At 57.1% G+C, this 24,344-nt stretch carries 25 protein-coding genes; 12 read left to right on the top strand and 13 right to left on the bottom strand.

Translation table 11 applies throughout. The features are described from left to right. Positions 1-90: 90 nt before the first annotated feature. From OLX77_RS12040 to OLX77_RS12055, 4 genes are all read left to right on the top strand, one after another. The gene (locus OLX77_RS12040) at positions 91-606 is read left to right on the top strand and encodes a YecA family protein (protein ID WP_307633854.1); all 516 of its coding nucleotides are present in this window, start codon (positions 91-93) and stop codon (positions 604-606) included. 134 nt (positions 607-740) lie between these two features. After that, positions 741-1,529, top strand: a complete 789-nt coding sequence (locus tag OLX77_RS12045; protein ID WP_307633855.1) for a sulfite exporter TauE/SafE family protein — start codon at positions 741-743, stop codon at positions 1,527-1,529. 15 nt (positions 1,530-1,544) lie between these two features. Then, positions 1,545-1,904, top strand: coding sequence for a hypothetical protein (locus OLX77_RS12050; RefSeq protein ID WP_307633856.1), 360 nt, complete (start codon positions 1,545-1,547; stop codon positions 1,902-1,904). A 122-nt stretch (positions 1,905-2,026) separates the two neighbouring features. Next, positions 2,027-2,242, top strand: coding sequence for an FmdB family zinc ribbon protein (locus OLX77_RS12055; protein ID WP_307633857.1), 216 nt, complete (start codon positions 2,027-2,029; stop codon positions 2,240-2,242). A gap of 138 nt (positions 2,243-2,380) precedes the next feature. Here OLX77_RS12055 and OLX77_RS12060 read toward each other — a convergent pair whose 3' ends face one another. From OLX77_RS12060 to OLX77_RS12085, 6 genes are read right to left on the bottom strand one after another with little or no spacing between them, the layout of a single operon-like run. Beyond that, complete coding sequence (locus OLX77_RS12060; protein ID WP_307633858.1) at positions 2,381-3,586, bottom strand: hypothetical protein; 1,206 nt, start codon at positions 3,584-3,586, stop codon at positions 2,381-2,383. A 32-nt stretch (positions 3,587-3,618) separates the two neighbouring features. Continuing rightward, positions 3,619-4,314, bottom strand: a complete 696-nt coding sequence (locus OLX77_RS12065) for an ABC transporter ATP-binding protein (RefSeq protein WP_307633859.1) — start codon at positions 4,312-4,314, stop codon at positions 3,619-3,621. A 28-nt stretch (positions 4,315-4,342) separates the two neighbouring features. Then, the gene (locus OLX77_RS12070; protein ID WP_307633860.1) at positions 4,343-5,584 is read right to left on the bottom strand and encodes an ABC transporter permease; all 1,242 of its coding nucleotides are present in this window, start codon (positions 5,582-5,584) and stop codon (positions 4,343-4,345) included. Between the two features lie 10 nt (positions 5,585-5,594). Beyond that, positions 5,595-6,818 (bottom strand): ABC transporter permease, encoded by a 1,224-nt coding sequence (locus tag OLX77_RS12075; RefSeq protein WP_307633861.1) that lies wholly within the window; start codon positions 6,816-6,818, stop codon positions 5,595-5,597. A gap of 31 nt (positions 6,819-6,849) precedes the next feature. Further along, complete coding sequence (locus OLX77_RS12080) at positions 6,850-7,638, bottom strand: outer membrane lipoprotein-sorting protein (RefSeq protein WP_307633862.1); 789 nt, start codon at positions 7,636-7,638, stop codon at positions 6,850-6,852. Continuing rightward, entirely contained in the window at positions 7,635-9,905 is a 2,271-nt protein-coding gene (locus OLX77_RS12085; protein WP_307633863.1) for a peptidase U32 family protein, read from the bottom strand. The genes OLX77_RS12080 and OLX77_RS12085 overlap by 4 nt, the downstream gene beginning before the upstream one ends. A gap of 268 nt (positions 9,906-10,173) precedes the next feature. Between OLX77_RS12085 and OLX77_RS12090 the strand changes: the two genes are divergently transcribed. Together OLX77_RS12090 and OLX77_RS12095 are read left to right on the top strand one after the other, a co-directional pair. Then, positions 10,174-10,560 carry a hypothetical protein gene (locus OLX77_RS12090; RefSeq protein ID WP_307633864.1) on the top strand — a complete coding sequence of 129 codons (387 nt, stop codon included), beginning with the start codon at positions 10,174-10,176 and terminating at the stop codon, positions 10,558-10,560. Positions 10,561-10,984: 424 nt separating this feature from the next. Then, positions 10,985-11,551 carry a lipid-binding SYLF domain-containing protein gene (locus tag OLX77_RS12095; protein ID WP_307633865.1) on the top strand — a complete coding sequence of 189 codons (567 nt, stop codon included), beginning with the start codon at positions 10,985-10,987 and terminating at the stop codon, positions 11,549-11,551. 25 nt (positions 11,552-11,576) lie between these two features. On the opposite strand, the gene OLX77_RS12100 is transcribed toward OLX77_RS12095, so the two are convergent. Together OLX77_RS12100 and OLX77_RS12105 are read right to left on the bottom strand one after the other, a co-directional pair. After that, positions 11,577-12,281: a YggS family pyridoxal phosphate-dependent enzyme gene (locus OLX77_RS12100; RefSeq protein ID WP_307633866.1), complete on the bottom strand. Its 705-nt coding sequence runs from the start codon at positions 12,279-12,281 to the stop codon at positions 11,577-11,579. Between the two features lies 1 nt (position 12,282). Next, the gene (locus OLX77_RS12105) at positions 12,283-13,113 is read right to left on the bottom strand and encodes a TatD family hydrolase (RefSeq protein ID WP_307633867.1); all 831 of its coding nucleotides are present in this window, start codon (positions 13,111-13,113) and stop codon (positions 12,283-12,285) included. A 176-nt stretch (positions 13,114-13,289) separates the two neighbouring features. On the opposite strand from OLX77_RS12105, the gene OLX77_RS12110 reads away from it, so the two are divergent. The 3 genes from OLX77_RS12110 to coaBC are packed head-to-tail and all read left to right on the top strand — an operon-like array spanning position 13,290 to position 15,600. Continuing rightward, positions 13,290-13,799, top strand: coding sequence for a nitroreductase family protein (locus tag OLX77_RS12110; RefSeq protein WP_307633868.1), 510 nt, complete (start codon positions 13,290-13,292; stop codon positions 13,797-13,799). Positions 13,800-13,838: 39 nt separating this feature from the next. Continuing rightward, entirely contained in the window at positions 13,839-14,372 is a 534-nt protein-coding gene (locus OLX77_RS12115) for a hypothetical protein (protein WP_307633869.1), read from the top strand. A 22-nt stretch (positions 14,373-14,394) separates the two neighbouring features. Continuing rightward, entirely contained in the window at positions 14,395-15,600 is a 1,206-nt protein-coding gene (coaBC, locus tag OLX77_RS12120) for a bifunctional phosphopantothenoylcysteine decarboxylase/phosphopantothenate--cysteine ligase CoaBC (protein WP_307633870.1), read from the top strand. Positions 15,601-15,607: 7 nt separating this feature from the next. Here coaBC and OLX77_RS12125 read toward each other — a convergent pair whose 3' ends face one another. The 4 genes from OLX77_RS12125 to OLX77_RS12140 all read right to left on the bottom strand — a co-directional run bounded on the left by OLX77_RS12125 (position 15,608) and on the right by OLX77_RS12140 (position 20,775). Continuing rightward, positions 15,608-16,081 carry a hypothetical protein gene (locus OLX77_RS12125; protein WP_307633871.1) on the bottom strand — a complete coding sequence of 158 codons (474 nt, stop codon included), beginning with the start codon at positions 16,079-16,081 and terminating at the stop codon, positions 15,608-15,610. Next, on the bottom strand, positions 16,078-16,962 hold the full coding sequence (locus tag OLX77_RS12130; protein WP_307633872.1) for an HDOD domain-containing protein: 885 nt from the start codon (positions 16,960-16,962) through the stop codon (positions 16,078-16,080). Before OLX77_RS12130 ends, OLX77_RS12125 begins: the two co-directional genes overlap by 4 nt. A gap of 102 nt (positions 16,963-17,064) precedes the next feature. Next, positions 17,065-18,123 (bottom strand): LysM peptidoglycan-binding domain-containing protein, encoded by a 1,059-nt coding sequence (locus OLX77_RS12135; protein ID WP_307633873.1) that lies wholly within the window; start codon positions 18,121-18,123, stop codon positions 17,065-17,067. 141 nt (positions 18,124-18,264) lie between these two features. After that, complete coding sequence (locus OLX77_RS12140; RefSeq protein ID WP_307633874.1) at positions 18,265-20,775, bottom strand: heavy metal translocating P-type ATPase; 2,511 nt, start codon at positions 20,773-20,775, stop codon at positions 18,265-18,267. Between the two features lie 133 nt (positions 20,776-20,908). On the opposite strand from OLX77_RS12140, the gene OLX77_RS12145 reads away from it, so the two are divergent. Then, entirely contained in the window at positions 20,909-21,109 is a 201-nt protein-coding gene (locus OLX77_RS12145) for a heavy-metal-associated domain-containing protein (protein WP_307633875.1), read from the top strand. Between the two features lie 42 nt (positions 21,110-21,151). Here the strand turns inward: OLX77_RS12145 and OLX77_RS12150 are convergent, their stop codons facing one another. Continuing rightward, on the bottom strand, positions 21,152-21,418 hold the full coding sequence (locus tag OLX77_RS12150) for an HP0495 family protein (RefSeq protein ID WP_307633876.1): 267 nt from the start codon (positions 21,416-21,418) through the stop codon (positions 21,152-21,154). Positions 21,419-21,627: 209 nt separating this feature from the next. Between OLX77_RS12150 and OLX77_RS12155 the strand changes: the two genes are divergently transcribed. Both OLX77_RS12155 and OLX77_RS12160 read left to right on the top strand, forming a co-directional pair. After that, complete coding sequence (locus OLX77_RS12155) at positions 21,628-22,956, top strand: tetratricopeptide repeat protein (RefSeq protein WP_307633877.1); 1,329 nt, start codon at positions 21,628-21,630, stop codon at positions 22,954-22,956. A 14-nt stretch (positions 22,957-22,970) separates the two neighbouring features. After that, positions 22,971-24,146 (top strand): FecR family protein, encoded by a 1,176-nt coding sequence (locus tag OLX77_RS12160; protein WP_307633878.1) that lies wholly within the window; start codon positions 22,971-22,973, stop codon positions 24,144-24,146. Positions 24,147-24,344 lie beyond the last annotated feature (198 nt).

Genomic DNA, 24,344 nt, shown 5'->3' on the forward strand with positions numbered 1-24,344 from the left:
CAACCTCGGCTTTACAAACCACACCGGTCATGGCATATTGGCACAGTTTGATACAGAGATGAAACCACACCCTCAAGAAAGAGCGTTCATATGGCCACGATAGGAAGAAATGATCTGTGTTTCTGCGGCAGCGGCAAAAAATTCAAGAAATGCTGCCTGGGTCTCCGCGTAACGGCACCAGCCAAACCCGCCATCCCTTCAGTAAAAAATGAAGTGGAAAAAATCCAGGGAAGCGCGGCGGCCAAAAAAGCAGCGGTTCTGGCTCTGGGAGTTTTTGTTCTTTTTTCCACCACCGGTGGTGATGCCTGGCTTCTCGAGGTCACGGACATGGACGCCATCCAGGTGGCCCAGGATGGAGAAAAGCTCCCGGTGCAGATCGAAGAGAATCCCGAGACCATCGAAATCAACTGGACCCACAAGTTCGATATCAAAAACAAAAAGTTTATCCTCACCTCCTACAAGGACAAGAGCGAAGAGATCCGGGAAGAGTATCCGGCCCATACCATTCTTTCCACGGTAAAAAAGATCCGCAGCCGCATACCGCGTGAGCTGATCAGCACCATCCACCTGGATAGCGAGACAGAGAGCCAAGCCCAGGCAGTCTGAGCCAGGATTTCCAACCATGAACTCCACCCGCACCCGCTAAAACACCTACAGCCCAGGGCGGGAGATTTCCTGCCCTGGGCTTTTTTTAGGCGAACCAACATGGCGGTGCAGCGGAGGAAGAGTTTCAGAAACCCATGAGCTATCTGATCATCTGCCTCGCCGCCCTTGTCGTCTCCACCCTGACCCTCTTCTCCGGCTTCGGCCTGGGAACCCTTCTGATGCCGGTATTTGCCCTATTTTTCCCGGTGGAGGTGGCGGTTGCCGCTACGGCCATGGTGCATCTGGCCAACAATCTCTTCAAGGCCACCCTGTTCGGCAGACAGGCGGATCCCGGAATCGTTGCCCGGTTCGCCCTGCCCGCTGCTCTTGCAGCCATAGTCGGCGCGCTGCTCCTCAACCGGCTCAGCGGCATGGAGCCCATCATGCACTATACCCTGGGGAGCCGCCTCTTCACCATCACCTGGCTCAAATCATCCATCGGCATACTGATCCTGGGCTTTTCCCTGGCCGAGTTGTGGCCGGGCCTCAAAAGACTCTCTTTCCCGCCACCCCTCATTCCCCTCGGCGGGATTATTTCCGGTTTCTTCGGGGGATTATCCGGGCACCAGGGCGCATTGCGCACCGCCTTTCTGCTCCGGGCCGGACTGAGCAAGGAGAGCCTCATCGGCACCATGATCCTCTCCGCCATTGTCGTAGACCTCAGCCGGATGCTGGTGTATGGCACGACTTTTTTCGTCCGGGACTTTACGCTGATGCAGAGAGAGGGTCTTTTGGGCCTGGTAGCGGCGGGCACCCTCGCCGCCTTTGTGGGCACCTTCTCTGCCTCGCGTTTTCTGAAAAAGATGACCCTGCACTCGGTGCAGACCCTGGTGGGCGTATTGCTTCTCTTGCTTGCCTTGGCTCTGGGGACGGGATTACTCTAAAAAACGAGGACAACCATGTTTGTGTTCAGACTCTTACCTGTGATCTTCAGCATGGTGCTGCTTTCCACCCATTTCTACCGGGGGGGACATCTGCTGCTTGCCAGCGGCGCGCTGCTTTCCCTTGGCCTGCTCTGTATCCGCCGGCCGCCTGCGGTCTGGCTGCTGCAAGGGTTGCTCGGCGCAGGCACAGCCGAATGGCTCGCAACCGCAGTCCGGCTTGCCATGTTCCGACAATCCCAAGGGCTTCCCTGGCAGCGTCTCGCCATCATCCTCGGGTTGGTTGCGCTCGGAACCCTGCTCTCCACCCTGGTTTTCAGGAGAGAGAACCTTCGTATCCATTATAACCTTCCGCGAAAAAAACAACTTAGGCCCTGACTGCCCCATGGCAGGCCAGACTCCCCGGCCTCACATTTTCCCCTGGACAAAGGTTAAGAAAAGACTTAAATTCTATTCATACATGGAATGCGAAAATACCACCCATTTCCAAGGAGAACGCCATGCCCATCTATGAATACCGCTGCCAGGACTGCAAGGGACTGTTCGAGACCATTGTCACCTCCACGGAAGCAGCCCCGGAAGTTGTCTGCCCCAAATGCGGCAGCAAGGTTGTGAAAAAAACCATCTCCGCCTCCAGCTTTCGCATATCCTCGGGCTCAAGCTCCATTCCCTCCGGGGCGCTCTCGGGCTGCTCCACGAAATCGGGATTTTCCTGAGCCTGAAAACGATGCGGCCGGTCCGGCCGCACACTATCCCTTGCTGTGTTCGTGCTCGGATCCTGCCGAGAGACCGCGATCTCTCTGGTGGCCGGACAGGGTCTGCAGCCAACCCCTCCCGGTTTCATTCTCCGCCTTTCAATAATAAAAACGAAGCGAGCACGTCACGGTGGTGGGGACAAGGCCGAATTCGGAGCCGATGGAAGTGCCCTCCGGCTCCTGCCCCCTGGGGAGAGAAAAGGTCACCGCCAGCTCCGCCTCATCGGAAAGGGAATAAACCCCGTTGAGGCTCAGCAGCTGGGAATGATCGCTCCAGTTGGCAAGAACCAGGGCCTGCCCAGTGAGTAGGGGGGAGAACTCATAGCTTGCCCCCAACGCGGTGTAGTCCCGCCCCGTGTACCCCTCCCGGAGAGTATTGGCCGCCAGGGCTTGATTCAGCCCCTCGCTGGAGCCATAGCCCTGACCATGGTGGAATTGCTCCAGCCGCAACTCAAGGCTGCTGGCAAAACGATGCTCAAACCCGACGCTTGCCTCGCTCCCGCCGGCCCCCCCCTCTTGTTCCGGCGCCGCGTAATGGCCCTCCGCCCGGATCCCCAGCCAGTCGAAAAGCTCCCCCTGCAGAGAGCCCCCGCTTATCCGATGCTCGCGCACCGAGCCGCCGAGAACCCCCCATTCCCAATCGTTGCGGTTGACGGCAAGCCTGGCCACAAGTGAATTCCGGCTCCAGTCGGGGCGGTGCCGCCACTCTGTCTCCCCCGTGCCCTCGGGCGAATAGCCAAGCACCCCAACCAGAGTCAATTGGGCAAGGTTTCCCAGCCGCACCTCGACCCGGCCGCTGTCCACCCCTGGCTTGTAGGTTCGATAAAAGGTTTGCGCCGCAAAGGGAGCAAAAAAATCATTGGGACTGAAATACATGGTGGTGGCCAGGTTCACCGGTTGCCTGCCAATGCTCCACTCGGTGTTCTCCTGGGTATAATGGAGGGCTGCGGTGTCCACACGCAAGCTCGCCTCGGAGTTACCGCTGTCATGCTGCTGCCAGGATAACAGCCCGCTGCGCTCTGTTCCGAGTGGTCTGGAGCCGAGGGAGGCATTGGGCGTGGCACGGATATTTTGCAACAAATTGAGATCAAAACGCGAATGCTCCCGATACTTCGCCGTGGCCAAGAGCCGCTGATCCAGGTTCCAGAGCAGATCCTCCCGGCTGTCACAATAATCCGTTACCTGCGGATTACGGCTGTACCCCCCATCCACCCCGGTAAAACCCCGCAGACTCAACGAGGCCTCATCGGACTGCCATTCGCTAAACGCTTGGCCCTGGGCGGGAAAAAGAAACCCTGCGGACAAGAAAAACGCGGAACAGAAGCAAACTCCCCTCCTCACCCACGCACCTCATCGTGTTCCAGCCTGCCATCCTTGAGATGGATCAGCCGCCTGGCCCGATCCATGACCCGCTGGTCATGGGTGGAAAAAAGAAAGGTTATCCCCTGTTCCCGGTTGAGACGCGCCATGAGATCGAGGATCGCATCCGCTGTGGCCGAATCCACATTGGCGGTGGGCTCATCCGCCAAAACGATGGCCGGGCGGGAGACAATGGCGCGGGCAATGGCAATCCGCTGCTGCTGACCGCCGGAAAGCTCATCGGGCCTGCGCTCGGCCAGCTCGGCCATGCCCACCTCACCCAGCACGGCCATGACCCGCTGCCGCCGCTCTGCAAAGGGAATATTCTGCAGGGCCAGGACAAACTCGGCATTTTCGCAGGCGGTCAGCACCGGATTCAGGTTGTAGGACTGGAACACAAAACCGATGCGGTCGCGCCGCAGCCTGGCCAAGTCGCTGCGTCGCAGCTGGGCCAGATCACGCCCCTCCAGCACCACCCTGCCCAGGGAAGGTTCATCCAGTGCACCGATGAGATTGAGGATCGTTGTTTTCCCGGAACCGGACGGTCCGCAAAGCACGCTGAATTCTCCGGCCTGGACCTGGAGGGAAAATTCCGTCACTGCAGCGACCTGGACCTTGCCCTGCTGATAAATCCTACTGACATCTTCAAGTTGGACAAGCGGCGTGTTGTTCATGAGTTGCCTTTTGTTCAAGATTCAAAACCTAGCCCTGCTTCAGATTCTCCACCGGCGTCATCCTGCCCGCCTTAAAAGCCGGATAAATTCCGGCCACCAGGGTTAAGGAAAACACCGCAACCGCTATCCAGCCGGCGCTTTCTCTATAGAGGCGGAATTTCATCACCGGATCCACCAAAACCCCACCGGCACTGTAATCCGTCCCTATCTGACCACTAAAATCAAGGCCGATTCGGGCCATATAGAGAAACCAGGGCGTGGTAATCGCTACCCCCAAAGCCAGCCCCAAAAGCCCGAGCCAGCAGGACTCCAGCAGCACCAACCGCACAACTTGGCTCGGCATCATCCCCAGCGCCATCATGATCCCGAATTCCCGCCGCCTTTCCATGACACTCATCAGCAGGGTATTCATGATCCCAGCGGCAATGATCAGGCCAACGAGAAACTGGAGCAAATAATTGAACAACCGATCCACGGCAATAAGACCGGCGAGATCAGCCTGACTCTCCTGCCAGCTGAGCACGGAAATATCCGGCCTCAGCGACCACCACCTTGCAAGCTTCCCCTGGATGGTTTTCGCCGCCCGGTGATCTTCAAGAAAGATTGCCACCAGGGAAGCGGCCCTGGGCTCATAGCCAAGCCCCTTACGCACTAAAGCAAGAGGCAAAAGAACCACCGCTCCATCCACCGCATCGTCCCCGGTTTTAAACATCCCGCGCACCCGGCCGAGCTCGCTGACCAACTCCCCATCCTTATCCGTCATGGTAAAGATCAGCTTCTTGCCCAACCGCAGATTGAGCTTTTCTGCCATTTTCACCCCGACCACCACGCCATGCGCATCACCGGGTTGAAAGCACTCTCCCTCCACAAGGGTCCGGAGAAAGATATTATGGACCGGGGTTTCCTGGGCCGCATCCATGGCGATGAAGGAGCCGCCCACGCTCTTGGCGCCGCTGGCAAACATGGCTTGCCCCATGATGCGAATCTGCGCAGCGGTGACCCCAGGGATGCGCAACGCTTTCTGCTGGACGGTGACCGCATCGTGCAAGCGCTTATCCAAGGTCGGAGTATCCCGGTACTCCCGATGCTCCACGCTCAAATGCCCAAGCCCCATGACCGCGCTGGTATTGATCATGTTGGTATAAGCATAGTCGCCCGAGGCGGTAAAGGTCACGGAGAGCAAGACACCAAAGCCCACGGAAAAAGCGGTGATCACGGTTCGCCGCTTGTTGCGCATCAAAGTTCGCCAGGCCATGGTCGTAAGCTGCATCGATGCTCCTTTAGCGATGATAGATAGCGGCCAGCGGCTTGAGCATCGCTGCCTTGAGCGCGGGATAGAGGATGGCCAGCCCCGCCACCAGATACAAAAAGAGGATGGGCAGCAACACGCTGTTGGCGGTTACCGCACAGTACCATTTCGCATCAAAGGCGATTCCGGCAATGGTGGAAGAGGATTGGACAAAGCGGGAAAAATCGAGGGGATGGCGGCTGAAATACATGGAGAGGGGCAACCCGGCACCCAAGGCCAAACATACCGCCACCGTAACCTGAAGCATGCTCTCCACCACGATCATGGCGAACAGCCCCCAGGGAGAAAGGCCCAAGGCCTTCATCACCCCGAACTCGGGGATCCGTTCAAAGACACTCATCAAGAGGGCGTTGAGGGTCAGGATGCCCACGGCGGCATAGGTGATGAGCAGCATGATCACCAGGGAGATCTTGCTCATCTCGAAAAGCCGGGCCAATACCGGCTGCAGCTGATGCCAGTTGCGGACCTCATAACCGGGCAGTAGTTGGGCAAGGCGGGCAGTGGCCTGAACCAGATCCTCGGTGGCTTGTTGCCGCTTGACCACGATGGCATGCACCCCGTTGGGCACAATCATCAGCCGGCGGAAGGTGGCCGCAGTCATAAAAAAACCGGTGCGGTCCACTCCCTCGCCCACCGATTTCAGGATGCCCCGCACCCGGAAAAGTTCGTTGGCCGTGGAGCCGTCCGCACCCTGCGCCACCACCACCACCTCGTCTCCCACCGTAAGATTGAGGATCCGGGCCAGTCTGCGGCCAAGCACCACTCCGGAGTGGTCCTCTTCGGCAAGCCATTGCCCCTGCCAGACATGCTGATCAAGGGAGGTGACCAGCCGCTCCCGGACCAGATCCATCCCCCGCAGTTCTATGCCGCTGGAGCTATTACCAGCCGCCGCCAAGCCGCTTGCATACAGACGCGGGGTCGCGGCAAATCCCGCCGCTTCCAGCCGGGCAAGCACGCTCTCTTCCCCGGTGATGCGTTTATAGAGATCCGGGTCGTCGCGAAAAGTATGGGCATGGATCTGGAATTCACCAAGATCCATGCTCACCGCATTTTTTTCCATGGCAGCAAGCCAGCCTTCCAAGAGGCTGGCATAGAAGATCATGATCGCGCAGGCAAAGGCCATGGCCCCCACGGTGATCCAGGTTCTGGCCCGGGAACGGTTGAAATTTCTCAAGGCAAAAAAAACAATCTGCACGTTTCACCTCTACCGGAACAGAGAGAGCCTGTCAGCGGCGCCGTAATTCTAAAAGGGAAAACAGCGACTCCGGCAGGTCAAGATCAAAACGCAGGGTTTCATAGACCAGCTCGGTGTATTCCCCGGGCTTGTCCGTCGGTACGACCTTGAGCACGGCAGGCAGGAGCCTGCCCCCCATGGTTTTGACCTCGCTGAAAAGGATGGTGCGGGCCAAGACGTTGTCCTCGTCATAATAGGAGGCAAAGAGCGGCAGATGGTCCTGGGCGGTCACGGTCATGACAATCCTCCCCCAAACCACGGCGGCATCCGGGTGGGGGCGCAGGGTGAATTCAATGATCTCCCTCCCGTCCCTTTTCCCCCGAAAAGTGATGCCAGGCTCATAATCATCGGCCAGCCGCGATTCCTTAACCAGATCGTCGTTGGTGAAATGGCTGCCCATCCAGGAACTCATCATCATACCGGAGGTGAGGCGGATGGTGCGATCGGTCTTGGGCAGATAGGTGTACATGGTGTTGCCGGTTTTCAGGCTGGCCGTATCCTTTTCCTTGAGCGGGGAAACAATGCGGACCAGGGATTTCTCCTTGCCCTTGGACCAGATCTCCATGCGCATAGTCCGAGTATAATTGGCGGTTTTCACCTGCATGCGCACCGTGCCCTGCGAGCTGGTGGCACGCCAGAGATCGTCGATCTCCAGCAGAATGGCACGGGCCTCCTGTTCGTCCGGGGATGGCGCGGAAACGGCTCTATCGGGCGGCAAGAAAAGGGTGGCGGTGACCAGCAGGACCCAAAAGAGGCTCAGCGGGGAGAGCGCCCGGTTCATAAGAGGGTCCCGGTATAGTTGAAGGTCCTGAGCCTGTGCCCACCCCGGCCTGGCTGACCGGACTGCCGGAAAACCCCGACCAGCTCGTCCGGCCGCGGCCGCATGTGGGAGAGATCAACCACTCCAAAGGCGACCCCCCGGGCGGCGAGCTCCACACTGTGCGGCAACAGGGAAAACGGCTCAGCGGCCACGGCCACGGTCTGCCCCCAACACTGCTTGAGCACGATCACCTCGCCCTTGGGACTGATCAGGGGCTGATCGTATTTGAAAAAAGAGGAGGCCAGCCGGGCGGTGAAGAGCGGGGGCAAGCCGTAGATGGTCATGCCCACCGGCAAGGTGTTTTTATGGCCGAGAAGATCGAAGAGGTTCTGGCGATCCGTTTCAATGGCCAGCTGGACATTGCCCAGCCCCAGTCCGGCCAAGGCCTGCACGCTCATGCTGTTCAAGACATTCAGGGTATAGTCGCCAAAAAGCAACAGCCTCTCGGACGAAGCCTGTATGCCCCGCCCTTTTTTACGACCCGGCGGGTGGGTGCCGCCCCCAGGCTCTCCCGGGACCTCCTGATGAGCCTGGGCAAAAAGCAACCGTTGGCCGATGTGCCCGATCTGCCAGGCGTTGTAGCCGCTGCGGCGCAGATGCTCAATGGCCTCCCGGTAAAAGGAGAGGTCATCTTCGAGAATCACCGGCGGCAAAGCCCAAACCAGACGGCGGCGATAGGGAGTCAACCGTTTCTGCTGGCGGGAGTATTGGCTGAAAGTCTGGCGGGACAAGGTAATGACCAGCCGCGACGGCGGGGTGGGCATCTGCACCTTGAGCGATTCAAAATCATCGATTTTGAGCCACCATTCCAGAGGCAACTGCACCTGGGGCACGCCCCGGCGACCCTGGACCTGGCCAGGGTTCTGAACCTGGCCGCGGACGGGCCGCTCCTCCCGTCCCTTGCCCACGGCGGGCCTGTTGACCGGCTTGCCCAGAAAATGAGCGATCTGGGCAAGCTTGCGCGGATCAACCAGCTTGGCCACTTTCTTGCTGAACAACCCGGGCTGGATACCCTTCTTGGCCGCCTGCTGACGGCGCTCGCCCAAGTCCACCTTGTAGAGGCTGTCGCCCCATTTGGCACCCGGCGGCAGATCCAGCTGCACCTTGCTGCCCGCCTTGGCCGTATCCAGAGGGACCTTCCCCTGCCAAAGCCCCTTGAGGGTAAACCCCTGGCGATCGCCGGAGCCTTCCTGGTGGATCCGCAGCCGGTCGCCAGTCCGAAGGGGCTCTTTCAGGGTCATCTGGGCCCGATTGGCCGTAACCTTCTCGATCTTGCCCAGAAAGAGGCCGATATTGCCCGAATGCTGCGGGGCGATGATATCCGCCGGTTGGGCCTTTTTGAAATAGCCGAACGAGGCTTTGCGGCCCATGGCCTGCTCCAGCAGTTCTTTCGCCTCGGCCAGCACCGCCGGGGTTGCCGGGTTATCAAGGGCCAGCCGATAAGCCTTGACCACCGAGGCCACGTACTGGGGGCTGCGCATCCGACCTTCAATCTTGAGCGAGCTGACCCCGGCCTGCCGCAGCTGGGGAATGAGCTCAAGCCCGGCCAGATCGTTCATGGAAAAGAGGTAGCCGGCCGGAGCCCCCGGGCCACGGCCCTTGCTGCCCCAGGTGTAACGGCGGCGGCAGGGCTGGACGCAACGACCGCGTAGCCCGCTTTTTCCACCGAGATAGCTGCTGAACAGACACAGGCCGGAATAGGCGAAACACAGCGCCCCGTGCACAAAGACCTCAAGCTCCACCGGGCATGCATTATGGATCTTGCCGATCTCGCTCAGAGTCATCTCCCGGGCGAGAACCACCCGCTGAAAACCCATCTCGGCAAACTGCCGGACATTGAGGGAGTTGTGCGCACCCATGAGGGTGCTGGCATGCAGACGCAGCCCGGGGAAGAATTTACGGGCCAGATAGGAGATCCCGAGATCCTGGATAATAAGGGCGTCGGCCTTGAGCGCTTCAAGGGCTGCCAACTCCTCAACCGCCTTACCGATCTCCCCCTCCTTCATCAGGCTGTTCATGGCCAGATAGACCTTGACCCGATTCTTGTGGGCATGGTCGATCATGGCCGCCACCTCGGCCAGGGAGAAATGCCGGGCCAAGGCTCTGGCATTAAAGGCCGGCGCCCCGATATAGATCGCATCGGCCCCGCTCTCCACCGCCGCCTCAAAGGCCTCGATGGTACCGGCCGGAGCAAGCAGTTCCATGTTCCGTGCAGATTGTTTTTCCATTTTTTCACTTTACCAGATTGAGAGTCGATCCGCTTCTGGCAAAATAAGTTTTCAGGGCTGCAAACACCCCCGTGGGCGGCATATTTTTTCCTGATTGACATCATCACGAGAATTATCCATGCTGATAATAGAGAATATGCTAGGAAGTATTTGCAACGGAAAATCGTGGAAATAGGAAGAGCTTTACAATAACGCGGCCTTTCCCCATTACCTCTGATAAGGCAATGGGTTTTGGCCTTTTCCGTGACCCAAACGCACAGGAGGCAATATGCTGAAAAAAACGGTGATCCTAACAGTAGCAACCACCACTTTGGCGCTTTCTTTTGGAATGGGAGTAGCGGCCGAGCAAGAACGCACGCAACAACAAAAACAAATCCAAACCCAAGAGCAGATATACGGCAGTCAAATGATGACGCCGCAAGAGCGGGAAGAATATCGCTCGCGGATGCGCACCGCAAAAACGGTGGAGGAACGCGAACAAATCCGCAGGGAACATCACGAACGGATGAAGACTCTCGCCAAGGAACGCGGCATTACTCTTCCCGATGAACCACCGACCAGAGGCGGAGGCATGGGGCCTGGCAGTGGCATGGGTCCTGGCAGTGGCATGGGACCGGGCGGAGGCATGGGGCCTGGTGGAGGGCGCAACCGCTGACCAACTGCCCGTACGCTACGGAATAATACAATGGGCCTGATCCGCCCGTCTTGAAAAACAACTCTATTCCCGGCCAGGCGGCCACCGGCTAATTTTGTCCTCGCCAGACAATCCTTGCTCAAATTCGTTGAGACAATAAGTCGATCATGGCCGCCATCTTTACCAAAGATAATTCCGGAGAGACTGTCGTTCCTCATCCGCACAAATTATTTCCGGTTTGCCCAACCGTTAAAGATGCAACCCCCTTCCCCTTCCGGCACAACCAGAATCCCCACAGACTTCCTTCTGCCCACGATCGTCCTATGCCGCTCTTTTTTTCCGATTGACATCATCGGCACAATTCCCCATGATGTTGCCTGGTTCCAGAGATTGGCTGGGACCATACAGATGCAGAAAAATCATACAATAGAATGAGAGAATAGATATGAACCGGATACTCCTCGGCTTTTGCGCTCTGCTTCTCCTGAGCAACATGACTGGTTGCGCCACAACCACTGGGACAACCGCTCCGGATAAACGCAAGGCCATTCTCTCCATGCGGGACGAGGTGCTGACCGATCTTTACAAGATTCACCCCCAGGCAAAATCCGAGGTTGCCAAAGCCCCGGGTTATGCGGTGTTCAACAATGCCGACATCAACATAATCTTCATCAGTTTCGGGGGCGGGCATGGGGTGGTCACCGACAGCAAAGCGGGCAAACCTGTCTTCATGAAGATGGGGGAAGCCGGGGTGGGATTGGGCCTTGGCGTCAAGGATTTTCGGGCGGTCTTTATCTTCCATGACCGGGCAACCCTGACAAAATTCATTAACAGCGGGTGGGAATTCGGGGGGCATGCCGATGCCGCGGCCAAAGCCAGCGACAAAGGCGCGGCTGTGGGGGGCGAGGCGTTGCTCGACGGCATAACCATCTATCAGTTGACCCAAAGCGGACTTGCGCTTCAGGCCACGGTCAAAGGCACCAAATACTGGCAGGATGAGGAATTGAATTAAGCGAAGGCCACGATACGGTTGGGGGCTAAACCGCCTGCTCACGCTCGCCGAACAGCGCCGTGCCCACCCGCACCAGGGTGGCGCCTTCCTCGATGGCCACCTCAAAATCACCGGACATTCCCATGGAGAGTTGCACTGGGCCATGCTGGCCTAGGAGCCCTTGGGCTGCAAGCGCCTCCCCCAGCAAACGGAGCTGCCGGAAACAGCCTCGATTCTCCTCCGGCTCTTGGACAAAGGGCGGCATGGTCATGAGCCCTTGCAGAAGCAGGTGCGGAAACTGTTGCAAATCGCGGCACAGCCGCCCGGCCTCCTCCGGAGCAACCCCGGCTTTCTGCGCCTCTCCACCCACGTTGACCTGAACCAGAACCGGCATACTCTTACCCAACTCGGCGAGCCTGCTTTCCAGCGCTTTGGCAAGCTTGAGCCGGTCGATGGTTTCGACACAGTCAAAGATCTCCGCAGCGGTCCGGGCCTTGTTGCTCTGCAGATGCCCGATGCAATGCCAGACCAGCCCCGGGCCAAGAGCGGCAATCTTGGCCTCGGCCTCCTGCAGATAGTTCTCACCAAAAACCACCTGCCCACTCGCCATCGCCTCCCGGATTGCCTCAAGCGGTTGATATTTGCTGACCGCAACCAGCCGCACCGCTTCAGGATCCCGCCCACCCCGTTCCGCCGCAGCGCGAATCCTGCGCCGAATACTCTCGATATTCTCTGCCACCGTTCCCATCATCTCACCGTCCCTCAAGAGCGAAAAGCCGCACCCCATTGCGGGTGGTCTCTCTGGCCACCTCCGCAAGGGAAAGATTTTTCAATGCAGCAACCTTCTGGGCAGTAAAGAGCAGCAAACGCGGCTCGTTCCGTTTCCCGCGATAGGGTGCCGGGGCAAGAAATGGTCCGTCTGTCTCAAGCACCAGCGAACTGAGCGGGATCTCGCGCACCGCTTCCTGGAGCATCTCGGCCTTGGCAAAGGTCACGACCCCGGGGATGGAAATATAAAACCCCAGGGCAAGAACCCGCCTGGCGAAGGCAGCATCCCCGGAGAAACAGTGCATCACGCCGCCGGCAGGAAACGGCCCGGCCATCTCCAGCAGTTCCATGATATCCTCATGGGCCTCCCGGTCGTGCACCACCAAGGGAAGGTGCAATTCCTTGGCAAGGGCAACCTGCCTGGCAAAATGCTCCTTTTGCAACGAAACAGGAGCATAATTTTTCACATAATCAAGGCCGATCTCCCCATAAGCCACAACCTTTGGGTGACGGCAGAGGTCCACCAACTCGAGATAATCGGCATCGCTGAGTTCTCCAACATTATGGGGATGCACCCCCACCGTGGCATAGATCCCATCGTCCTGTTCGGCCAAGGCAATGGCTCGGCGCGAGCTTTCCAGATCAATACCCACGCTGATGATCCGGCTAACCCCCGCATCCCTGGCCCGAAGCAGCAACGGCGCATAGTCCTCCTGGTAGGCCGACATATCGAGGTGACAGTGGGTGTCGATCAGCACTGCCCCGTCGCCTAAGACCGGCAGGGCAATCTCTTTTTTTCGGATATTTTTTTCCATGCACGCCTCCCAGGGTGCAGTTTCTAACAGTTTTTTATTTCCAGCGCAATATAGCCCTTGCGACGGAAAGCGTTTGACAAACCCTTGCCCAACCGACTATAATTTTCTTGAAATTTCAGGGTGTTCCGAACAATTATTCGTTGACAATCATTACAAGACGACCTGATCTCAGCCCCATGCCTTCACCGATTCTTATCGCCATGAAACAGCGGCGCAGTATCCGGGATTTCACCGAGCAGACGGTGGAGAGCGCCCAACTGCACGAAATTATCCAGGCCGGGGTATGGGCTCCTTCCGGGCTGAACAATCAGCCCTGGCGTTTTGTCATTGTGCGGGATGCATCAATCCGCGCCCGCTTGGCCGAACAGACCCATTATGGCCATATTGTCCTCGCCGCCCCCGCCCTGATCGTCGTATATCTTGAGAAAGAAGCCATGTACGATACGTTGAAAGACGCGCAATCAGCCGGGGCCTGCATCCAGAACATGCTCCTGGCCGCCGAGGCCCTTGGCCTGGGCGGGGTCTGGCTCGGACAGATCCTGAAAAACAGGGAAAACGTCGCCCGGATTCTGGATCTGAACGAAAACCTTGAACTGATGGCGGTCATCGCCATCGGATACCCGAACCGACGCGACCAGCAATCACAGAGAAAACCCTTGGCGGAATTCATCGTTAAAGAGTTATAACCCTATAGTCTTGTAACCATTACCCAGGAGGCCTGCCATATGACCACGCTCCGTAAACCGTTCCGCACCGTGTTCGTATCAACCGTTCTTGCCCTCGCCAGCCTTGTTGCCCTCAGCGGCTGCGCCGAATTGGGCCTGGGCACCAACAGCGACCAGGGAAGTTCCACGGATCCCTTCTCCTCATCCTCCCAGGAAGCCCCGCCCTTTCTCGCCAATGAATTTTCCGACCTCCTGCTTCCCAGCGAACTCACCTGGGAGCGGGAAAAAAGCATGATTGTCCGGACCGATTCCTTCGCCGGCGGGGTATTACACTACTCCGGCCGGGTCGACATAACTTCCTTGTCCGATTTTTTCACCAACAACATGGGTAAAAAAGGCTGGAAGCTTGCCGGCTCGGCCAAATACAAGAATATCCTGCTCGCCTTTGTCAAACCCAACAAAACCTGCACCATCCTCTTGTCCGAGGATCAACTGATGATGAAAACCCTGGCCTCCATCTATATCGCCGAGGATATCTCCGCAGCACGCGCCGGCGGAGGACAGCAGTCCAATCCCTTCGGCCCGGGCATGTAACCATTGAGGCGACGCGAATTCCATGTCTCTACTGACCGATAAAAAAATCCTGCTCGGGATTACCGGCAGCATTGCCGCCTACAAGGTGGCGGATTGGGTTCGCGCCCTGCGGAGGGAAGGCTGCCAGATCACTGTGGTTATGACCGAGGCTGCCTGCCGGTTCATCTCCCCCCTGACCATGGCGGCCCTTTCCGGTAATCCTGTGCACACCACCATGTTCGGTGCCGAGGCGCCGGAAACCATCCCCCACATCACTCTCGCCCGGGAGCATGATCTTCTGGTCATTGCTCCGGCTTCGGCCCAGACCATCGCCCGCCTGGCCCATGGTCTGGCCGACAATCTGCTTGCCACCGTCGCCCTGGCCTCATCCGGACCGGTGCTGGTCTGTCCGGCCATGAACAGCGTCATGTTTCAGCATCCGGCCACCCAGGCGAATCTTGCCACCATCAGATCCTACGGATATACGGTCGTCGAACCCGATTCCGGGAAAATGGCCTGTGACGAAGAAGGACCCGGCCGCCTGACCGATTGGGAAACCGTCAGACAAGCCATCCTCACCTTCTTTGCCCCCCAGACCCTTGCCGATGAGCATGTGCTCATTACTGCCGGCCCCACCCGGGAACCCTTTGATCCGGTTCGCTTCTTGAGCAATCCCTCCACCGGCAAGATGGGATATGCCTTGGCGGCAACCGCCAAACAACGGGGGGCGACGGTCACCCTGATCAGCGGACCCACCGCCCTGCCTGTGCCGCCCGGCGTCCGGCGCATTCAGGTAACCACCGCCGCTGAAATGCGCGAGGAAGTCATGCACTGTCTCGCTGCGGCGACCATTGTCCTCAAGGCCGCAGCTGTTTCCGACTACCGTTTCAGCGAAACTGAGCCCCACAAGGTAAAAAAAGGGCAGGGCAACTTATCTCTGGCCCTGGCCGCCAACCCGGACATCCTGAAAGAACTGGGGGACCTCAAAAAAGAATCTCCTCAATTCCCTTTTCTCATCGGCTTTGCTGCGGAGAGCCGGGATCATCTTGGGGAAGGGGCCAGAAAACTTAAGGAAAAAAATCTTGATCTGATCGTGGTCAATGATATTGGCGGAACGGAAACCGGTTTTGCAGCAGACACCAACAGAGTCACCCTGCTCGACCGCAATGGAGTTCAGGAAGATTTGCCGCTCCTCAGCAAGGAAGAGACCGCCCACCGGATCTGGGATGCGGTCGCAAGACTGCGATAAACACCTCTCATTCCTTGTTCGGCGGATGCAGCTTGGCGTGAAATTCCGGATACAATTTTTTCGTGCAGTCCGGGCAAATGCCATGACTGAACAGGGCATTTGAGTGTTTGCTGATATATTCCTCTATCTGACGCCAATAGCCGGTATCATCCCGAATCTTTTTGCATGAGGCGCAGATCGGGAGAAAACCGCTCAAAACCTTCACCTCCTGCATGGCCTGTTGCAACTGGGCAATGAGTTGCTCCTTCTCCATCTCTGTCTGTTTACGTTCTTCGATTTCCTCAAGCAGCTTCCCATTCGCAACATCAAGCGCACTGGTCCGGTCGCTGATCTTCTGTTCAAGATTGCAATAAATATCCAGATACTTGGCAGTGGCCTCCTCATACTCTTGCCTGGTCAGGCGAAGCTCGTTGCCAAGCTGACGCAGCTGTGTCTCAAGTTCCTGAATCCGTTGCCGAAGCGTCAAGTCGCTGCTGTTCATACAGCCAAGTATCCTTTCTGCTCGATTTGCCCCAACTCTTCCCTGACCAACTCAACGATAAGCCGCAAGGCGTACCACTGCAGGCCAAGGTCCCGAACATACTGCTGCAGAATCTCCCGGTCTGGCAGGGGCATGCGCACATAGCCATATCCCTGTTCGAACATGAGGTAATCAGCAATGAAGATTGTTTTGGTAAACAGACAGTGTTTTTCACTGGCGCCCTCAGGATTATGATGAAAACCAATGCCTTCAATCAATTCAGCCGGAAAATTCCATTTCTCAGCCAGGGCCCTGCCAACCCGGCCATGGTCGTAGCCAAAAAGAGAAAGCTCTGCCTCGGTTAGAGCCTGAGGGGATTTTTCCATGGCCTGCACCATCGAAATAAATTCGCGATGCAGGAGTTGATCTTCAACAATGACCCCTATGTCATGCATCAATCCCGCGGCATAGGCATTGTTGCCCTTTTCGCCGAACTCACGCCGGTATATGGTCTTGGCGAGCAGGGCGACAGCCAGACTGTGCCGCCAGAGGTGAAGATGGGAATAGCCACAAACGGACATGCCGTCGTGGAACAGTTCACTCATCTTCTGAGTGAGGATAATTTCCTTGAGGGTGTCAAAACCTACCCAGATCAGGGCCTGATGTATATCGCTGATAGTCCTGGAGGTAGCGTAGTACGATGAGTTGGCAACCCGGAGAATCTTTGCCGCCAGCGGCGGATCAACCTCAATAAGCTGGATAAGATCAGAGGAACTGGCGGCAGGATCGCTGATAATAGACAATATCCCACTTACCGTACCTTTAATGGAGGCAATGGCCGAGGTCTCAACGCGCTCCAGTAGATCAGCCAGGGAGAGTTCGGGACTTTTTCCGGTATCCATGGAATCTGCTTTCCGTGAGAATTTGAGACAGCAAAACCGCTCTTTCCCCTCAAGATATCCTTTCTTGCCCTCCCCCAGGGCACAACAAAAAAAACACTGCCTTTACAAAGCCGGCGGCCCCACCAAATCCCCCCTGCGCACCTCATGTCCGCTCCGTTTCGTCACCACAGCTGCGGCACTCTTTGCAGAAACCCGCAGGACCAGGATTTCCCCCGAGGTTCTCCCCTCAGCTTGGTCAGCCGCGGCCACCGACAAAAGGTGTCCGGGCGCAAGCCCCTGATCCGTGCCGACATTGAGATAGATAATGTCACCGGGTCCAGCAAGCTGACGCATCATATGAAACGCGACCACAGCGCCCTTAACGGAAGGCGGCCCGCCCTGGACCGGAATCTCGGAAACAGTAGGAACCTCTGGCACCTGGCCCAGAAGATCACCTCTTTTCACTTCGCCAAAAGCACGCCGGATAACCGCCTGTTGCCGGACCGGGTCCGAGGCGACAACCTCCAGTATGCCAATCTCGGCCAACAGATGCCCGGGACTTGCGCCAAAATAGGAGAGGGACTCGACCTTCCCCATATCCCGATATACGCCGAACTGCTGGCCAACCTGGGCGCCAGGGGCAGAGATCAGAATGGTCTCGCCGAGAGCCGCAACCTTCCAACCCCCCTCGGTTTGCAGCACCTTGCCCACCTTGGGAATATCGTTGGTGAGCATGCCTACCCCCTGCTCATAATAACGGGCCGGGACATTGCCAAGACCAGCTGCGGCCTGCGCCCCGTTTCCGGCAAGCTCTTTTTTTACCACAATGAGGGAGAGCGGCTCGGAGGTGGATGCTAAACCTGCCTTGGCAAGGGGAGAAGATCCCGAAGCCACCGGGCCAACAACCATTTCTGCGGGTGCTTCCGGGGCCGGAGACTTACCCCCCCCGGGAATAGTAACGATCTGCCCAGGCAAAATCAGGTTGGGGTTTGCAATCCCGGGATTCAGCTTCCAAATTTTCGGCCAGAGCAATGGATTATTGAGATAGCCGCCGCTCAAATCCCAGAGGGTGTCTCCTTTTTGTACCGCATGGGTGGTTGTATTTTCCGCCCAAATTTCCCCGGCGCCAAAAACTCCGCAGACAGAGGCGAGAATAAACGTCGATGCAATAATTTTTTTCATGGAATACTCCTTTCGAACCGGACACACATTAAAAACGGAAAAAGCTGCTGCACAGGCACAGGCCAGTACTATCATCTACGCAAGGTTTCTGAAAATTGTCAAGGCGATGCTGCGCTGCCCTTTATTTTAAAACGATGGGCGCTACACCCTATTCAAGCCCGGCGGGGTAAAAAATCGCAGACGCAGGGCATTGGAAACTACGGAAACCGAACTCATCGCCATGGCCCCGCCGGCGATCATGGGGTTCAAGGTCGGGCCGCCGAAGAGATGCAGAACCCCCGCAGCCACCGGAATACCGATGATATTATAAATAAAGGCCCAGAAAAGATTCTGCTTGATATTGCGCATGGTGGCGCGGCTCAAGGAGAGCGCGGCAAGCAGACCGGAAAGATGGCCCTTCATCAGGACAATATCACCGGACTCAATGGCGACGTCGATGCCGGTACCCATGGCAATACCGACATCGGCTTTGGTCAGGGCCGGGGCATCATTGATGCCGTCACCCACCATGGCAACCCGAAAACCCTCGGCCTGCAAAGCCGCTATTCTTTCCACCTTTTGATCCGGCAAAACCTGGGCAAAGACCTCGCTGATCCCCGCCTGGGAGGCGATGGCCCGGGCGGTATTTTCATTATCTCCGGTAAGCATGAAGATCTTGATCCCCATGCGTTGCAAAGCGTTGATGATCGCCGGCACCTCGGGTTTGAGCCGATCGGCGATGGCCAGAAGCGCGAGAAGCTTGCCATCCGCAGCACAGTAAAGCGCGGTCTTGCCTGCACCGGCATAGCCATGGGCGATTTGCTCAACCGCCACCCCCAACCCGGCAACCTTGTGCTCCAGCATGAATTCATGGTTGCCAAGCATTACCTGCTGGCCCCGCACTGTGGCTCGAATCCCCCGGCCGGGAACGGCCTCAAAATCAGCCGGCTCTGCCAAAGTCAGCCCCTTTTCTCTCGCTGAGTTGACAAGAGCCTCGGCCAGAGGGTGTTCCGAACCGCTCTCGGCACTGGCGACCAAAGAAAGGATCTGGTTGGCATCCATCTCCGTGGAGATCGCCTGCAGGTCGGTCAATTCCGGGCGGCCATGGGTCAGGGTTCCGGTCTTGTCAAAAACAACCGCGTCGATCTTCTGCGCCATCTCCAATGCCTCGCCGCTTTTCACCAATACTCCCAATTGGGCCCCGCGCCCGGTCCCAACCATAATCGAGGTCGGGGTGGCCAAACCCATGGCGCAGGGGCAGGCAATAACCAGCACGGCGATAAAGATCCGCAGGGCAAAAGAGAACTCGGCCTGACCGATGAAATACCAGGAAAGCCCCGCGAGAATGGCAAGGGCAATAACGGTGGGGACAAAATAGAGGCTGATGCGGTCCGCCAGATTGGCAATGGGCGCCTTGGAGCCCTGGGCCTCGCGGACCATGGCGATGATCCGGGCCAGCACTGTGTCCTGCCCCACCTTCTCGGCCCGCATCTGCAAGAGACCGTTCTTGTTCAGGGTGGCGCCCACCACCGAATCACCAACATCCTTGGACACCGGCAGGGATTCCCCGGTGAGCATGGACTCATCCACACTGGAGCGGCCCTTGACCACCAAGCCGTCTACGGGAATGCGCTCCCCCGGCTTGACCAGCAGGATATCACCCTGCTCGATCTCCGTAACGGGAATCTTTTTAGGCTCATCAGTTCCGGGCACCACCAAGGTGGCCTCCTCCGGGCTCAGGGCCATGAGTTGACGGATGGCGTCCGAGGTGCGTACCTTGGAACGGGTTTCCAGATACTTGCCCAGAGAAACCAGGGCGATGAGCACCCCGGCCGACTCAAAGTAGAGATCCATGACCCGGAGCATGGGGTCGATGCCCAGACCGATCTCGATCAGGTTCCAGGTGCTGTAGACAAAGGCGGCACCGGTACCGATGGCGATGAGCGAATCCATGTTGGGCGCCCCGCGCCACAAAGCCGGGAAACCGAGTTGATAAAAATTGCGGCCCGACCAGATAATCGGCAGCACCAGAAGAAACTGGACAAAAGCAAAGGTGAAAGGCGCCTGATGGGGGGCCAAGAACGCAGGCAACGGCAGGCCGACCATCTCGCCCATGGAAAGAACCAGCAGCAAGACAGCAAAGATGAAGGCCGGATACAGACGGCTTGCCATGGCCGATAGACGGGCAAGGGCTTCTTCCTGCTGCCGCTCAAAATCAGAATTTCCGGACAGCCCGGCAACCTGGGCCTTGAAGCCAAGGCGCTCGATACCCTCACGGATCTGCCGCTGGCTAACAACCTCAGGGTCAAAAACAACCGTTGCCGATTCGCTGGCCAGATTGACCTGCATACTCCGCACCCCGGCCATCCCGCCCACCACCTTTTCGATCCGGGCAGAGCAAGAGGCACAGGTCATGCCGGCAATGGCCAGCGCCAGCCGCACCTCTTTTTCCGGCAGCACCAGTTCGAAACCCAACCCTTTTACGATCCCGGCAATATCGGCAAGACTGAGTCGACTGGATTCCCACTCCAAATCCATGCTCTCGGCAGCGAGATTTACCGCCACCCTCCGAATCCCCTCGGTGCCAGACAGCACCTTTTCGATGCGGGAAGAACAGGAAGCGCAGTGCATGCCCCGGATAGAGAACCGCTGTTTTTCGATCGACGAAGCCATGGGAATCCCCTTGATTATCCAGCTATTTCGCAGTAATTTAGATGAGACAATAAAATTGCATCCGCAACCAAGTTAACAGTTCATATACATTATTTCCACTCTCAACCCCAACCATGCACCAAGGAGTTATCCCATGCCTACCATCCAGATCAAAGGAATGCGCTGCGGCCACTGTGCGGCCTCGGTTACCACGGCACTGAACGCCATCGACGGCATCAGCGAGGTGAATATCTCCCTCGAAAAAAACGAAGCCTCCTTCACCCAAAGCAAAGATGTGCCCTTGACCACCATCAAATCCGCCATCGCCGCCATCGGCTTCGAGGTGGTGGACTAAAACAGATCGCGCCGCGCCAAGGGAGCGGCGCAACGCAATAAACTATAAAACCATCACCACCGTCGAGTGTGCCTTAAAAGCCAAATACTGAGCCTCACGGTCCTCGGCGCTGATAACGACAAGTTCCACGTCCAGACAGAGGTATCTGCCGCCACTGCTGGAATGAGAGACGGTTACCAGGCATTCCCGCGCCTGGACAACCTCGGCGATGGCTCCCCGCAACTCATCCTCTTCCCTGCCGATGACCTTATACACCCATGGGCAGGGATACTCCAGCTCGACCTTCCGTTTGCAATCATTCAACAACACGATCAGCCTCCGTATTTTCTTCACACACAGATCAGAGGAAACACTTCCGGAACCCCATCATAGCAGAGACTAAGCCCCTTAGCCAACACACACCACGCCCTTCCCCCTGTTGGCCTCAAAAAAAAATTGAATTTGTTGCCCATATTCTGCCATAGTGTTTTCAGCTTGTTAATTTTTCGTTCTTTTTACCGAACCAGACAGGTATAGCCATGGCACATTCCCGCATCCATTCCGTGTTACTGATCCTTGCCCTGCACCTCAGCCTTGCTCTGCCCGTTGCTGCGGACGAACCAGCAAGCTCCTTTCCCTTGGGCAAACAATATTTCGAGCAGGGAAAGTTCGCCGAGGCATACACCGAGCTATACAAGGCATTTCTCCAGGATCCGGCGAATCTCGACCTTAATTTCTATCTTGGCAGGGCCGCCTTTGAAACAGGCCGCCCCGAAGAAGCGGTCATGGCCTACGAACGCATTCTCATCGCCAACCCGGATGCCCAACAGGCAAAACTGGAACTGGCCCGAGCCCACTTGCAACTGGGCTCGCGGGAGGTGGCCAAGCAATATTTCAAGGAACTGCTCGCCACCAATCCGCCGGAACAGGTGTGGAAGAACATCGAATCCTTCCTTGCATATATCGAGGCCTCGGAACAGAAACATTTTGTCAACGGCACCTTCACCCTCGGGCATGCCTGGGATGACAACGCCCGTTCCGCCCCGGTCAGCGACCGTATTTCCGTAGGGCTGTTCGAATTTCAGCTCACCGGTCCGACCGCCACCCCCCAGAGCGACCAGATCAACACCGCCACATTGATCCTCAATCATATCTACAAAAACGAAGCATATCCCTTCATGTGGAAAACCTCCGCAACCTCTTATAATTCGCTCTACCAGAGCCTGTATGACCTTGCCATAAACTATCTTGGCCTGGCCACCGGCCCGGTTTTCCAAAAAAGCAACTACATCTGGGACGTACAGGCGATCGGATCGTATATCGATGTGGAACATGACCGCTACCAGAGCGCCGTTGGCGCAGCCTCATCCCTGACCGCGATTTTCGCCAAAAATTTCATGGGCACCTTCGCGGTCAAGGCCGAGGAGAAAAACAATTACGTGGACCCTGACCGGGATGCGCTCAACCTCATGATTTCCGCAGGACCGGTTCTCCTGGTCGGCCCCAATCGGTTGAGTCTCCTGTTCAGCTTGGAAAATGAAAACGCTGAAAACGAGATCAACAGCTACGACCGCTTTGGCTGGAAACTGCGCTACGACCGGAGCCTGCCCGCCGATTTTGCCCTCTTTGCCGGGATTGGCTACACCTCCACCGATTATGACGCCGAGCTTCCACTCTTTTCGGCTTTCCGCCGCGACGAGGTGCAGGAGATAACAGCGGGAATCTCCCGCCTGCTCTGGCAAGATACGACCAGGCATCAGGCACTGATCATGCAGCTGGCCCACACCTATACCAACTCGGACTCCAATATCGACCTCTACACCTACAGAAAGAACGTAACCGGACTCAACCTCACCGTGAGTTTTTGAATAGCGAGGACACCATGAAAATAAATACCTCCCTCCCGATCATCATTGCGTTCCTCATTCTGTCCTGCTTGACCGGAGCCGTCTCTTCCGCCTATGCCGAATCACTGGCTGTGGCCACGGTGGTGGCTCTGCGCGGGACAGTGGTTGCTCAAAACAAAAGCGGCACAGAGCGACCCCTGAGCATGAAGAGCCAGATCTTCCAGGAAGACCTGCTGAAAACCGACAAAAACGGCCAGTTGCAGATCTTGTTCTCCGACAAGAGCATCATCACCCTTGGCCGGGAAAGCGAAATGAAGATTGCCGAATATCACTGGCAGCCCGGGCAAAAAGAGAGCGTTCTCAAAACCCAGGTCAAGGAAGGCACTTTCCGGGTAATGGGCGGGGCGATGGCCAAGGATGCCCCCCAGAATTTCAAAACCGAAACCCCCACCGCCACCATAGGCATCCGGGGCTCCATGTATGCCTTCAGGTCAACGGTGCAACAACTTTCCGTGGTCTTTCAAGGCGGCAGAGGCATTGACATATTCAACGACCTGGGTCGGGTCGCCATCACCACCCCCGGCTTCGGCACCCATGTCATGCTGAACACTCCGCCAGCGCCTCCTTCCAGATTCACGGAACAGGAGCTCAAAAGACTCAACCAGCAGCTCAACGGCAACGGCGACTCTTCCGGCAATGGAGGAGGGGGAAATCTCAACTCGTTCACCGCGCCGCTTACCGTGCCGCCACCGCCGCAACTCCCCCCGACCAATGAGCTCCCTGGTGCCCCGGCCACCCCCTTCGCTCTTTCCACCAACGCCGTTATCAATACAAGTTTTGTTGGTACCTACACAGGTGGAATAGACGCAAATTACACGGACAATAACGTCGTTACGCCCTTGACTGGTACTTTTAACCTGACGGCAAATTTCGCCTCACAATCCATCACCGGCGACATTAATCTCAACCATATCGATCACACTGCCTTTGATAACTATGGCATTAGCGGCGTGTCAATTACTTCCACTCCTACCTCGAATTCGTTCACTGGTTCAGTCGTATCAAGTAGTGAATCAATCATCGGCTCGTTCACGGGTGCATTCTATGGACCCGCAGCAGAGGTGGTAAAAGGCGGCTTCTCAGGAAGTGAAAATGGCGTGACAGTCAACGGCACCTTTGGCGGCAACCGGACAACAACGCTCATACAATAAACGACCTTCCGCCTCACAGCCCAAGCCACTTTTAACCATTTTCGCCCTTTAAAAGCGTCCAGCCTAGGTTTCCAGGCTGGACGCTTTTGCTTTCTGTTTCTTTTTACCAAAAAAAAGTTATGCCGATAGGGTGTTATCCGGTATAATTTTTTATCGTCAAATGTCCATTTGCCCTACAGCCGACTGCTTCAGGAATCT

The sequence above is a fragment of the Thiovibrio frasassiensis genome, assembly GCF_029607905.1.
In the GTDB taxonomy this organism is placed as follows: domain Bacteria; phylum Desulfobacterota; class Desulfobulbia; order Desulfobulbales; family Desulfurivibrionaceae; genus Thiovibrio; species Thiovibrio frasassiensis.

Bases quoted from the DNA above. Each gene is read 5' to 3' on its own strand.
- OLX77_RS12105 (WP_307633867.1), bottom strand. From the start codon at position 13,113: ATGGAAAAAAATATCCGAAAAAAAGAGATTGCCCTGCCGGTCTTAGGC.
- OLX77_RS12130 (WP_307633872.1), bottom strand. From the start codon at position 16,962: ATGGATACCGGAAAAAGTCCCGAACTCTCCCTGGCTGATCTACTGGAG.
- OLX77_RS12085 (WP_307633863.1), bottom strand. From the start codon at position 9,905: ATGGAAAAACAATCTGCACGGAACATGGAACTGCTTGCTCCGGCCGGT.
- OLX77_RS12145 (WP_307633875.1), top strand. From the start codon at position 20,909: ATGCCTACCATCCAGATCAAAGGAATGCGCTGCGGCCACTGTGCGGCC.
- OLX77_RS12095 (WP_307633865.1), top strand. From the start codon at position 10,985: ATGAACCGGATACTCCTCGGCTTTTGCGCTCTGCTTCTCCTGAGCAAC.
- OLX77_RS12055 (WP_307633857.1), top strand. From the start codon at position 2,027: ATGCCCATCTATGAATACCGCTGCCAGGACTGCAAGGGACTGTTCGAG.
- OLX77_RS12080 (WP_307633862.1), bottom strand. From the start codon at position 7,638: ATGAACCGGGCGCTCTCCCCGCTGAGCCTCTTTTGGGTCCTGCTGGTC.
- OLX77_RS12125 (WP_307633871.1), bottom strand. From the start codon at position 16,081: ATGAACAGCAGCGACTTGACGCTTCGGCAACGGATTCAGGAACTTGAG.
- OLX77_RS12100 (WP_307633866.1), bottom strand. From the start codon at position 12,281: ATGATGGGAACGGTGGCAGAGAATATCGAGAGTATTCGGCGCAGGATT.
- OLX77_RS12045 (WP_307633855.1), top strand. From the start codon at position 741: ATGAGCTATCTGATCATCTGCCTCGCCGCCCTTGTCGTCTCCACCCTG.
- coaBC (WP_307633870.1), top strand. From the start codon at position 14,395: ATGTCTCTACTGACCGATAAAAAAATCCTGCTCGGGATTACCGGCAGC.
- OLX77_RS12155 (WP_307633877.1), top strand. From the start codon at position 21,628: ATGGCACATTCCCGCATCCATTCCGTGTTACTGATCCTTGCCCTGCAC.
- OLX77_RS12135 (WP_307633873.1), bottom strand. From the start codon at position 18,123: ATGAAAAAAATTATTGCATCGACGTTTATTCTCGCCTCTGTCTGCGGA.
- OLX77_RS12140 (WP_307633874.1), bottom strand. From the start codon at position 20,775: ATGGCTTCGTCGATCGAAAAACAGCGGTTCTCTATCCGGGGCATGCAC.
- OLX77_RS12115 (WP_307633869.1), top strand. From the start codon at position 13,839: ATGACCACGCTCCGTAAACCGTTCCGCACCGTGTTCGTATCAACCGTT.
- OLX77_RS12090 (WP_307633864.1), top strand. From the start codon at position 10,174: ATGCTGAAAAAAACGGTGATCCTAACAGTAGCAACCACCACTTTGGCG.
- OLX77_RS12040 (WP_307633854.1), top strand. From the start codon at position 91: ATGGCCACGATAGGAAGAAATGATCTGTGTTTCTGCGGCAGCGGCAAA.
- OLX77_RS12070 (WP_307633860.1), bottom strand. From the start codon at position 5,584: ATGCAGCTTACGACCATGGCCTGGCGAACTTTGATGCGCAACAAGCGG.
- OLX77_RS12065 (WP_307633859.1), bottom strand. From the start codon at position 4,314: ATGAACAACACGCCGCTTGTCCAACTTGAAGATGTCAGTAGGATTTAT.
- OLX77_RS12110 (WP_307633868.1), top strand. From the start codon at position 13,290: ATGCCTTCACCGATTCTTATCGCCATGAAACAGCGGCGCAGTATCCGG.
- OLX77_RS12050 (WP_307633856.1), top strand. From the start codon at position 1,545: ATGTTTGTGTTCAGACTCTTACCTGTGATCTTCAGCATGGTGCTGCTT.
- OLX77_RS12160 (WP_307633878.1), top strand. From the start codon at position 22,971: ATGAAAATAAATACCTCCCTCCCGATCATCATTGCGTTCCTCATTCTG.